Here is an 11,531-nt window from a genome sequence, read left to right as displayed (position 1 = left end):
GTTTTTATGTGGGTAGTCCATAGTGATTATCCTCCGTGTATGTTTTTTGTTTAACGATTAAATCATAACACAGAATAATCCACTATGGATTTTTTATTAGTTCAATTTCATTTTACAACAGGTCATAAAAATAATACATAAAAGCATATAAAATAATAAGTTTTATACATTAATTTCAATATAGACTAAAGTTATATCATGTAATTCTTATTTCTGCAATTGACTTAACAATAAAATCAGCCTTAGATAAATCTTGATCCCCTGAATTAATATTTTGGAACCCTATACAATTCATGCTTGCTGCTTTAGCTGCTAATACTCCATTTTTTGAATCTTCAATAACAATACAATCTTTAGGAGGTATTCCTAATTTCTTTGCTGTTTCAATGTAAACATCTGGAGCTGGTTTACCATTTGCAACTTCTTCTCCACTTACTATGTAACTAAAATAATCATTCAATCTAAATTTTGATACAACTACCTCTATAAAATCTCTAGGTGATGATGATGCAATTGCAGCAGGAATATTCTTATTTTTTAAGTCCTTTAATAATTCTCTAATTCCTTCTATTGGTTCTAAATCAGATTTTATTATTTTTCTCTTAGCAATTTCTACTCTATAACTTATTATTTCTTCAATAGATTTGTTTATTTTATATCTATTCTTTATATCAGTAAACATATACTCATTAGTTGTTCCTACATATTTATTTAATTCCTCTTTTGAAATATTGCAATCTAAATCTTTCATAGTCTGAATATCTACTTCTAAGTGAATTGGTTCGCTGTCAATAATTACTCCATCCATATCAAAAATAACTGCTTTCATTATTGTTCTCCTTACTAATTAAATATTTTTACTTAAATGATATATACAATTTTTACTATCATCTAACAATCTGCTTTGCACTATAAAATAATAGTAAAAATCAATATATTCACTTATTACATAGTTAAATATAAATATAAAAGCTTAATTGTATTTTCTAAAGCACTATAATGAGTTCTTTCCATTCCATGGGATGCATGAACCCCTGGTCCTATAAGCGCTCCACGAATGTCATTTCCACCTTTAAGTGCAGCTCCAACATCAGAACCATAGAATGGATAGATATCTACTGCATAATTTAAGTCATTGTTTTTTGCTAAGTTTACCAAATCTGTAGTCATATTATAATCATAAGGGCCACCAGAATCCTTAGCGCAAATTGATACATCATATTCTGAACAGCTTAAATCTTCGCCAATACATCCCATATCAACAGATATCATTTCTGTTATATCCCTCGGAATGTATGATGCTCCATGACCAACTTCTTCATAATTGGAAATTAATATTTTTGTTGTAAAATGTGGAGTTATTTTTTCTCTATTGAATAACTCTAATAATCCCATCAAACAAGTTACACTTCCTTTATCATCTATAAATCTTGACTTTATAAATCCGCTTTCAGTAATTGTTGTTTTAGGTTCTATAAATATGAAATCTCCTGGACATATTCCAAGCTTTTGAGTATCATCTTTTGATTTAACATTTTCGTCAATTCTTACTTCCATGTTTTTAGTATCTCTGCTTTTACTTGAACTATCTTCAAAAACATGTGCCGCTGGACTTGTACTTAAGAATGTACCAGTGTATATTTTCCCTTCTCTTGTTCGTATCTTGCAATATTCTCCATCTAAAGTTGGAACAATTGGACCACCAAGCAATGTAAATTTTAATTTTCCCTCTGATGTTATGGATCTAACCATAGCCCCTAAAGTATCTACATGAGCTGATAACCCTATTACTTTGTCATCTGACTTACCTTTTATAGTAATTATTCCCCCGCCTTTATTATTGGTCTCAAAATCATATCCAAAACTATCTGCCATGTCTTTTATCTTATCCATTATTTCAAAACAAAAGCCTGTCGGGCTATTAAATTCTAATATTTCCTTTGCTATATCCAATATATATTTTTTATCAATTGATAATTCCATAATCATACCTCTTTCTTGCTAATAAATTTAAAATTTATCTGCTAAATTCTTAAGTTCTGAATCGTCAACTCTATAAACTGTCCATTCATCCATAGGTTTAGCTCCCACTTCTTTATAAAACTTTATAGATGGTTCATTCAAGTCTATACACCACCATTCCAGTCTACCACAATTTCGCTTTACTGCAAGTTTTCCAAGGAATGATAACATAATTTTACCAAGTCCCTTGCCTCTCATTTCAGGTTTTACATATAAATCCTCTAAATATATCCCCGCTTACCAAGAAAAGTTGAAAAATTATAAAAAAATAGTGCAAACCCTATAGGTTTGCTAGCATATTCACCAATAATTACTTCTGCTTTTTTTCTTACAAATAATGAATCATGCAAAATTTCTTCTGTTGCCACTACTTCATTTAATAATTTTTCATAATCTGCTAATTCTTTTATAAAATCTAATATTAATTTTGTATCCTTTTCTTCTGCAAATCTAATTTTGAAATTTTCAACTTTTGTATTTATCATCTCTTTCATTAATGTGCCTCCATCAATAATTTTTAAAATTTTATTAACATAAATAAGTTATATACTCTATAATTATATAGGTATATAACTTATTTTTCATCTTAAATTCTAATTAATTTACATCTTAAAAACCACATACATCAATAATGTATATTTAATTTATTTATTAGAAAATATATAACAATTATTTCTTAACCCTACCTTAATATCAATTTAAGTTTTTTAATTAAAACTGCCATTTCTTCGTCAGTTCCTATTGTTATCCTTAAAAAATTATTAATTCTCTCTTTATTAAAATGTCTAACCAACACTCCATTATCTTTTAATTTTTCATAAAGAATTTTTCCTGATATTTCTTTATGACTTGCAAAAACAAAATTTGATTTTGATTCTAAAACCGTAAATCCTAAACCTTCTAAATCTTTTATTGTTTTTTTTCTTGTACTTATTATCTTTTTAGTTGTTTCTTGAAAATGCTCCTCATCTCTTATTGCTTCTACTGATCCTATAAGTGCTAATCTATCTATTGTATATGAATTAATACTGTTCTTAATTCTATTTAGTCCTTCAATTAAATCTTTATTACCTAAAGCAAATCCAACTCTTAATCCAGCTAATGAACGGGATTTTGATAAAGTTTGAATTACTAATAGATTATCATAATCCTTTATGAATTTAATCATAGACTCTCCGCCAAAATCTACATACGCTTCATCTATAATTACTACACTATCTTTATTGGCTTCAACTAGTTTTTTCAGTTCTTCAATGTATATATATTTTCCTGTTGGAGCATTAGGATTTGGTATAATTACTCCTCCATTGGGTCTCTTAAATTCTTCTAATGGTACATCAAAATTTTCGTCAAGTTTTATCATTTTATAGTCTAAATTTAGAAGCTGTGCATAAACTATGTAAAATGAATAACTTATGTCTGGAAATAATATTTTTCTATCCTTAGAGAAAAATGCCATAAATGAAAATGCTAAAACTTCATCTGACCCATTTCCAATAAATATTTGATCTTTATCTAAATTATAGTAACTTGCCAATTCATCTATAAAATCACTGCAAGTTGGATCTGGATATAACTTCAAATCATCATTCACGGCATTCTTCATAGCCTCAATAACTTTTTTAGATGGCGGATATGGATTTTCATTTGTATTTAACTTTATATACTTTTTGTCCTTAGGCTGCTCCCCAGGAACATAAGGCTCTAGCTCTCTTACTTTATCATTCCAATATTTGCTCATTTAGTTGCCCCCTAATAAATTTGCTTTTTAATTCATTATACCTTAAAAAAAATCCTAGAACAATTGTAATAATTATTCTAGGTATTCACTAACTGACAGATAAAGATAATTTTTTATGTATGAGATGTGATAGGAAATAATATTCCATCACTTAAAGTTTCCTTGCCTTCCAAAATAAATAAATAATCCTCTGTTTTATCAATTAATTCAAAATCAAATATATATTTTGATTTTGTACTATCAGGAACAAATTTAAATTTTAATCTTTTATCTTCTTTTTTTATTATCTGGCAAATAACCCTATCCAAATCAAAGTCATTTTCGCTTAAAATATCATAAAGTTCTACAACATCATTTTCTCTTTTTAAAATCACAATTATCTCTTCTTGCTTTAAATAATACAACTCATCTCTAAACTCATAGTTACAATATACATAAAGTGGCCACATATCTTTTATAGCACATAATTTTTGCGATATTGCTATTCTTTTTTGAGCTATCTTCTTAATAATTCTTTTATGCTCATTCTTTTCTAAATTAAGCTTCATTATATTATTATTATTTAATTGTATATGTTCTATTTGATTAGTATTCATTTCATATTTTCCTTCAATTACTCTTTTAAATCCAAATTTAGGATAAAAATCTAATACACTTTTATTTGCAAATAAATAAATTAAATCATACTCTTCATATTCCTTTAATATTTTATCCATAAGCTTTCTAATTAATCCTTTATTTCTATACTCTTCCTTTGTCATAACTGTTCCAATTTGAATTGATTTGTGAATTTGTCCATTATATATTATAAAAAATTTATTTACAGATACATTAGCTACAACCTTATCTTCACAAAGAAAAGAGTAATTTATATAATTTTCATTTAAAAGACCTTCTTTAAACCATTTATCAAAATCTATATTAAAAGTTTTAATTGCTAGTTCATTAAAACTTTTTCTATATTTATCATTCTTCATATAATTGCTTATTAATTTAAATCGTTCTATTTGTACACCAATATTCATTTTTTACACCTATCCTTTATTTTTTAATTTCCAATTTTATTGCTATGTTTAGCATATAGTAATTACTTTATCATTTTATAAATTTCCTTTGCAGTATCGTCAGGAGTAATATTACTTACATCAATCTTAATAGTATCCATCTTATCATATAATAAAATTCTCTTTATGCTCCTATTAACAATATCATCATTTCTAATACCATTTTTAATATCAATATTCAATCTGCTTTTAAGTGATTCTTCACTACATATTAAAGATATCTTATGTAGTTCAAAATCAAATTCTTTTAATTCATTTAATATTTGCATTATAATACTATCTTCATGCATTACCCAGCAAAAAATAATATATTCATATTTTGAATTACTTAAGTAAGATTTTAGTAGATATGAAATATTATTTATAACCATTTCTTTATCCTCTTCTGAAACAACAAATGGATTCATATTCCAGCACCAATCTCCATCTAAATACATACTATTATTTATCATTTTAAATAATATGTTACATACAGTGCTTTTCCCCACACCCATTGTTCCATTAACCATTATTAATTTTTTCAAACTAATAACCTTATATTTACTAATCATATATTCTATCTTTTTTCTCTTCATCTATTAACTATAATTTTTCATTAAAGATTCCACAAGGTAAAGATTCTTTCTGTATCATTTTTTATCCACAAATTAAATCTCAGTACTAATTTACTCTAAAAAAATTAAACGTGTATCCAAATTTAGTTAGATACACGCTTAATTTTAATTTTCATAAACTATCTTCTTTATACTTGAAATAGACAAACAATACTCTTTTGCTAAGATTTCTTTACTTTCTCCATTATGAAATTTTCTTTTTATTTCATTATTTCTGACTTCAAGTTCCTTTTTTACTCCAGATCTTGTTCCCCATTCTCTTCTTATTCCTTGTTCTCTTGGAATATATAAATATTGCCCTTGGCAATATTTTTGAATTTCATCAATTAATTCCTTTGGCAAGATATTTTCTGCACTTATATATTTCATCTTAAATTCCAACTCCTTAGAAATTTCTTAAAATCTAAGGGTGCAGAACTTATTTAAAATATATTAGACTAATTATCATATATATCATACCTTATACATAAGTTAAAAAGCCTAAGCTTTAAATAAACTCTGCACAAAATATAGCAGGCGTTTCTTTTTTCAAAATAATATCCTCCTCTAATTTTTATAATAAAATATTCCTATATATAAATATATAGGAACATTATAACATATTTTCTATTTAAAATATAGGCGATTAATTGCACTAATCATTGATTTAATTGAAGCTTTTGTAATATTACTATCAACTCCAACACCATAAGTCTTATTTCCATTATCATTTCTTTCCATATACACATAAGCCGCTGCTTTTGCTTCTGAGCCTGTACTTAATGCATGTTCTGTATAGTCAATGATTTTAATGTTTATTAAGCTACTTCCAGCTAATGAATTTTTAAATGCGTCTATAGGGCCATTTCCTATACCTTCAATTTCTTTTGATTTTCCATCATGTACTATTGTTACATTTACTTTAGTATCTTCATCACCATTATCATCAGAAATATCAGAAATTGTACATTTTACTAATTTAAATGGAACTTCTATACTTAAATATTCTTTTTCAAAAGCTTGCATAACTTCTGCTGGAGATACTTCTCCTTTTTGTTCTGAAAGTTTTTGAATTACATCTGCAAATTCTTTTTGCATAGTTTTTGGAATTTTAAATCCATAACAATGATCCATAACAAAAGCAATTCCACCTTTGCCTGATTGACTGTTAATTCTAACCAAAGCTTCATATTCTCTGCCTAAATCACTTGGATCTATAGGTAAATATGGAACCTGCCAGATATTATCATGTCTTTCTTGATATTTTTTCATTCCCTTATTTATAGCATCTTGATGTGAACCTGAGAATGCTGTAAATACAAGATTTCCTGCATATGGATGCCTTACATGTACTGGTATCTTAACACATCTTTCATATACTTCAATAATTTCATTAACATTTTCAATATCTAATTCAGGATTAACACCATGTGAAAACATGTTGTAAGCAATATTTAAAATATCTACATTTCCTGTTCTTTCTCCATTACCAAATAAAGTTCCTTCTACTCTATCTGCTCCTGCCAGCATTGCAAGCTCTGCATCCGCAACTCCAGTTCCTCTATCGTTATGAGGATGTACACTTACAATTACTCTCTCTCTATCTTTAAAGTTTCTACACATCCATTCGATTTGATCAGCATAAATATTCGGCGTATCCATTTGTACTGTTGATGGAAGGTTAACTATAACCTTATTTTCTTTACTTGCTCCCCATGTATCTAATACTGCATCACAGATTTCTAATGCATATTCAACTTCTGTTCCTGTAAAACTTTCTGGCGAATATTCTAAAAATACTTCACCTTCAAAACCTTTTGCATATTCTTTAACTAATTTAGTTCCTTTAACTGCAATTTCTTTAATTTCATCTTTACTCATATTAAATACAACATCTCTTTGAAGTACTGAAGTTGAATTATATATATGAACGATTGCCTGTTTCACATCTTTCAATGCTTCAAAGGTTCTTTTAATTAGGTGTGGTCTAGCTTGCGTCAAAACTTGCACCCTAACATCATCTGGAATATGATTTTCATCTACTAGCTTTCTTAAAAAGTCATATTCAATTTGTGATGCTGAAGGAAATCCTACTTCAATTTCCTTAAATCCAAGCTTAACAAGTAACTTGAAAAATTCTACTTTTTCATCCACTGTCATTGGATTTATAAGAGCTTGATTTCCATCTCTTAAATCAACGCTACACCAAATTGGCGATTTAGTCACTTCATTATCTGGCCATGTTCTGTCCTTCAATTTTATTGTTTCAAATCTTTTGTATTTTTTATAATTTAACATTTTTTAGCCCTCCAAAATATATATTTATTATTCTTTTTGCTTCTATGTGTTTTTTTATTTCCAGATATAGCCCTTCCACCACACCTCGAAGCTTAATAATAAATATTATTTTTTTGTCTACTTTCTTGTTAACCCCACCTATCATCACCTCTTTAAATTTTTAGAACATTATATGTATTTTACCACAATATTAACTACTTGTAAAGTTTTGAGGCTATTTTTAAACGATTTTATAATATTACATTGTTAATTTTACAAATTCATCAAAACATACCCCTTTTTATATTCTATGAATATATTGTAATAAAATGATTTTTAGGAGTTTTTTATGTTTTTTCTATCAGCATTTCTATTATGCATTGTATTAAATTTAAATACCTTAAGAATTCCCTTATTTTATGGAAATGTAAAAATACATTTCAGTAAAAATATAATTATATTATTTTCAATATTAACATCCATTGGTACTCTTTTTTTTATGTATGCTGGCAAATTACTTTTAAATTTATTTAACCCTAAAATCGGAAACATATTTGGTGCTATTTGCTTAAGCTTTATTGGTGTTTATTATATAGTTGAATATATTAGACTAGAAAATAAACAAGCTGGATATGATACCTCATATTATTCGGAAACTTCATTTAAATATAAAAATTTCACAGAATATCCTTATGCTATAAACCTTGACAGAACAAATAGCATATCTTTAACAAAATGTTTTGAGTTTTCTATAGCTTTTATACTAAACAATTTTTTTATCTATTTTTCAGCAGGTATTACAGGTATAAATATTAATTTGAGCATATTTTTTAATTTTGTTTTTACTTTACTTACACTTTATTTAGGATATCTTAATTTCAATGCCAATATTATAAGATTTTTTTATAGATTTTTAAATTTAATTTCTGGTTCTATATTAATAATTTTAGGATTATATGAAGTTTTCATATAATCCTAAAATATAAAATATGCCTTAGAATGATTTGTTTAAATCATTCTAAGGCATATAAAATATTCTATTTCGCGCTCTTTCATAGGTAAGTGCTTTTTTAGTCGTGAATTGTTGTTGGTTGCTCTCAGCGCTTTTTTTAATTGTGAAAAGGTCTTAATTTGCGCTTAGCGCTTTTTTTAATGGTGTAAAGATCTTATTTGCGCTTAGCGCTTTTTTTAATGGTGTATATTTTTTTGTTCTTTTCCAGCTATTAGGTATACTCCAATTAAAACTAAAACTGCTGGAATAACAAGTGACGTATTAATAAATCTAAATATACTTCCAAAAATCATAGAGGTAAGGGATGTAACTGACACTAAAGTTAAAATTCCTATAGGTATAAGCAAGCCTCTTTTTCTACCACCAAAAATATATAGCTGAAATAATCCTACTGCAACTGCAAATGGATATATAGGCCATGTGTATCCTGCAAAATGCCAATTAGTAATTGTTTCAAAAAAATGTAGTAATCCTATGATTGTTAAAATTCCTCCTGGAACTAATAGCCCTGGTGCTCTCCTTGTAGAAAAATATGCAAGTTCAAAACATAATCCAAGTATTAAAATAAATATCGGCCATAATCTTCCCATACTAAAAAGTTGTATATGAAACAATTTTGATATAAATAACAACACTCCAGTCATTATTAAAAAAAATCCCCAAAAGTAATTTTTATCATTCATCGTAAAATCTCCCCACTTCTCATAATATAAATAGTTTTTAATAATTCAATTAAAATTCACATTAAAATATTCAGTATTTCTTCCTTACAGTTTATAATTTTACTGTACATTTTTTCTTGTTACAATTAATATATCCTTAATATTTTCTTAATATTGTAAATAAGATAATTTTCTAAAAAATAATATATTTATTTGCAATAAGTTGGATTCTATTATAATAAAAAACAAAAGTGACATTCTAAATTTTAAATTTATACTGCCACTTCCACTCTGAGTTATTTAATTCATAATAAATTTTTATTCGTATCTAAGAGCCTCAATAGGGTCAAGTTCCGCTGCTTTCTTTGCTGGATAATATCCAAAGAAAACCCCAATGAACATTGAAAATGTAAAACTTATTATAATTACTAATGGTGATACTGTATTTACAAACCCCATGGCTTTTGAACCAATAGTACCTAGTCCTAAACCAAGAATTATTCCCAGAATGCCACCTATTGAACATATTATAATAGATTCAACTATAAATTGCATTTTTATATGACTACTCTTAGCACCAAGTGCTTTTCTTGTTCCTATTTCTCTTGTTCTTTCTGTAACAGATACAAGCATTATATTCATTACTCCAATTCCACCAACTAAAAGTGATATACCTGCTATTCCAGATATAGCCATTGCAACTGTATTCATCATTGTTGTCCTTGATTCAAGCATGCTTTCCATATTGCTTGCTGAAGCTTCAAATTTGGGATTTTTCACATAAAGATTAGATAAATAAGTTGATAGTTCAGTTGTAAATGTTGAAACATCCACACTGTCTTTAGGTTTTATTGTAAATGTTTGGTAATTTTTGTTAGTTGCTGCTTTCTTTGCAACAGTTATTGGAATATATAAATCTGTAGATAAATTTTCATCTGATGTTGTTCTATTTCCACCTGAAGCTTTATACGTATATACTCCAACTACAGTATATGTAAAAATAGCATTTGATGTGTAAACTTTTATCTGCTGATCTATAGGGTCTATATTAGAACCAAAGATTTTTGTTACCAATTTATCAGAAACTACGGCAACATTTTTAACTCCATCGATATCATTTTGAGCAAGATATCGTCCTTCTTTCATTTGTATATTTTTAACATCTCTATATCCAACATTTGTACCTATTGTATTTATATTAGCATATGTTGTCTCATTTTTAACTTTGCCTGAAGCACCGCTTTCGTTTATACTTACTGCACTTATTTTGTCACTAAAATTCTCTTGTAATGTATTTACCTGTTCCATAGTCATAAGGTCTGTATCTTTTGTAGTACTACTTGCTTTACCTTGTCTTCCAGCATTACTGCTTCCTTGTGGTCTGACACCACTACCTAATACACCTCCCACACTAGCAGAAGATCCACTACTACCTGTTTGTGTACCTTTATTTGCATTTGGTGAACCGCTAGTTGAATTTTTTGTACTTGCGTTACTTTGCGCTCCGTTACTACCACTTTGGTAACTATTCGTTGAATTTTTTCCACTTGCGTTACTTTGTGTAGCAGTACTTTTCGTATTTGTTGCACTTTTTTCTTGAACGTTAACTGTAATATTAGTCGCTCCCATTGAGGACATTGAACTTGTTACAGACTCTGTCATTGCATTTCCCACTGAAACAACACCAATTACAGATGCTATACCTATTATTATTCCAAGCATTGTAAGTAATGAACGCATTTTATTGGATTTAAGGCCTGCCATTGCAAGTATTATATTCTCTTTTATAAACATTTCTTTCACCATCTTTACTCTTCTAAAACAATTTTATATTTTGTACAAAATAAAACTTATATATTTTTTTCTTTACTACCTAATAATTTTTTAATATATGTCATAATTTTTATTCATAAACAAAATTATCCCTAACAACTAATTTCAATGAAAATTATTTTTTTAGGAATATATATACATATAACAATTAAAATTTTAAGTTCCAAATTAAGATTAAAGCAATTTTATAAATTTTTTGTAAATCAAATATAAACAATATATAAACTATACTATAATAGATTATTTCTTTACAAGCATTAAGAATAGCACATACATTCACATTCTGAACAAAAAAATAAGAGTAATAGAAATTTTTTGCTATTACTC

The 11,531-nt window shown here is 27.3% G+C and carries 10 protein-coding genes and 1 pseudogene; 1 reads left to right on the top strand and 10 read right to left on the bottom strand.

Features of this window, described 5'->3' with window-relative positions:
• Positions 1–196: 196 nt before the first annotated feature.
• The 8 genes and pseudogenes from CLPUN_RS19325 to leuA all read right to left on the bottom strand — a co-directional run bounded on the left by CLPUN_RS19325 (position 197) and on the right by leuA (position 7,718).
• Positions 197–829, bottom strand: coding sequence for an HAD family hydrolase (locus CLPUN_RS19325; RefSeq protein WP_077848866.1), 633 nt, complete (start codon positions 827–829; stop codon positions 197–199).
• A 116-nt stretch (positions 830–945) separates the two neighbouring features.
• Complete coding sequence (locus tag CLPUN_RS19320) at positions 946–1,983, bottom strand: M42 family metallopeptidase (protein WP_077848865.1); 1,038 nt, start codon at positions 1,981–1,983, stop codon at positions 946–948.
• 27 nt (positions 1,984–2,010) lie between these two features.
• Positions 2,011–2,516: pseudogene (locus CLPUN_RS19315) on the bottom strand (GNAT family N-acetyltransferase).
• 188 nt (positions 2,517–2,704) lie between these two features.
• Positions 2,705–3,763: a histidinol-phosphate transaminase gene (gene hisC / locus CLPUN_RS19310; protein WP_077848864.1), complete on the bottom strand. Its 1,059-nt coding sequence runs from the start codon at positions 3,761–3,763 to the stop codon at positions 2,705–2,707.
• Positions 3,764–3,876: 113 nt separating this feature from the next.
• Complete coding sequence (locus CLPUN_RS19305; protein WP_077848863.1) at positions 3,877–4,788, bottom strand: GNAT family N-acetyltransferase; 912 nt, start codon at positions 4,786–4,788, stop codon at positions 3,877–3,879.
• Positions 4,789–4,850: 62 nt separating this feature from the next.
• Positions 4,851–5,402, bottom strand: coding sequence for an AAA family ATPase (locus tag CLPUN_RS19300; RefSeq protein WP_242954195.1), 552 nt, complete (start codon positions 5,400–5,402; stop codon positions 4,851–4,853).
• Positions 5,403–5,546: 144 nt separating this feature from the next.
• Positions 5,547–5,810: a CD3324 family protein gene (locus CLPUN_RS19295; RefSeq protein WP_077848862.1), complete on the bottom strand. Its 264-nt coding sequence runs from the start codon at positions 5,808–5,810 to the stop codon at positions 5,547–5,549.
• 237 nt (positions 5,811–6,047) lie between these two features.
• Entirely contained in the window at positions 6,048–7,718 is a 1,671-nt protein-coding gene (gene leuA / locus CLPUN_RS19290; protein ID WP_077848861.1) for a 2-isopropylmalate synthase, read from the bottom strand.
• A gap of 328 nt (positions 7,719–8,046) precedes the next feature.
• Between leuA and CLPUN_RS19285 the strand changes: the two genes are divergently transcribed.
• Complete coding sequence (locus tag CLPUN_RS19285; RefSeq protein WP_077848860.1) at positions 8,047–8,670, top strand: MntP/YtaF family protein; 624 nt, start codon at positions 8,047–8,049, stop codon at positions 8,668–8,670.
• 215 nt (positions 8,671–8,885) lie between these two features.
• Here the strand turns inward: CLPUN_RS19285 and CLPUN_RS19280 are convergent, their stop codons facing one another.
• On the bottom strand, positions 8,886–9,392 hold the full coding sequence (locus tag CLPUN_RS19280; protein WP_077848859.1) for a hypothetical protein: 507 nt from the start codon (positions 9,390–9,392) through the stop codon (positions 8,886–8,888).
• 297 nt (positions 9,393–9,689) lie between these two features.
• Positions 9,690–11,165, bottom strand: coding sequence for an ABC transporter permease (locus CLPUN_RS19275; protein WP_077848869.1), 1,476 nt, complete (start codon positions 11,163–11,165; stop codon positions 9,690–9,692).
• Positions 11,166–11,531 lie beyond the last annotated feature (366 nt).

The organism is Clostridium puniceum, assembly GCF_002006345.1.
GTDB lineage: Bacteria > Bacillota > Clostridia > Clostridiales > Clostridiaceae > Clostridium > Clostridium puniceum.
This window is presented reverse-complemented; position numbering and strand designations above follow the sequence as displayed.

Excerpts from the sequence above, each read along its gene's own strand:
- CLPUN_RS19325 (WP_077848866.1), bottom strand. The coding sequence starts at position 829 with ATGAAAGCAGTTATTTTTGATATGGATGGAGTAATTATTGACAGCGAA.
- CLPUN_RS19320 (WP_077848865.1), bottom strand. The coding sequence starts at position 1,983 with ATGGAATTATCAATTGATAAAAAATATATATTGGATATAGCAAAGGAA.
- hisC (WP_077848864.1), bottom strand. The coding sequence starts at position 3,763 with ATGAGCAAATATTGGAATGATAAAGTAAGAGAGCTAGAGCCTTATGTT.
- CLPUN_RS19305 (WP_077848863.1), bottom strand. The coding sequence starts at position 4,788 with ATGAATATTGGTGTACAAATAGAACGATTTAAATTAATAAGCAATTAT.
- CLPUN_RS19300 (WP_242954195.1), bottom strand. The coding sequence starts at position 5,402 with ATGAAGAGAAAAAAGATAGAATATATGATTAGTAAATATAAGGTTATT.
- CLPUN_RS19295 (WP_077848862.1), bottom strand. The coding sequence starts at position 5,810 with ATGAAATATATAAGTGCAGAAAATATCTTGCCAAAGGAATTAATTGAT.
- leuA (WP_077848861.1), bottom strand. The coding sequence starts at position 7,718 with ATGTTAAATTATAAAAAATACAAAAGATTTGAAACAATAAAATTGAAG.
- CLPUN_RS19285 (WP_077848860.1), top strand. The coding sequence starts at position 8,047 with ATGTTTTTTCTATCAGCATTTCTATTATGCATTGTATTAAATTTAAAT.
- CLPUN_RS19280 (WP_077848859.1), bottom strand. The coding sequence starts at position 9,392 with ATGAATGATAAAAATTACTTTTGGGGATTTTTTTTAATAATGACTGGA.
- CLPUN_RS19275 (WP_077848869.1), bottom strand. The coding sequence starts at position 11,165 with ATGTTTATAAAAGAGAATATAATACTTGCAATGGCAGGCCTTAAATCC.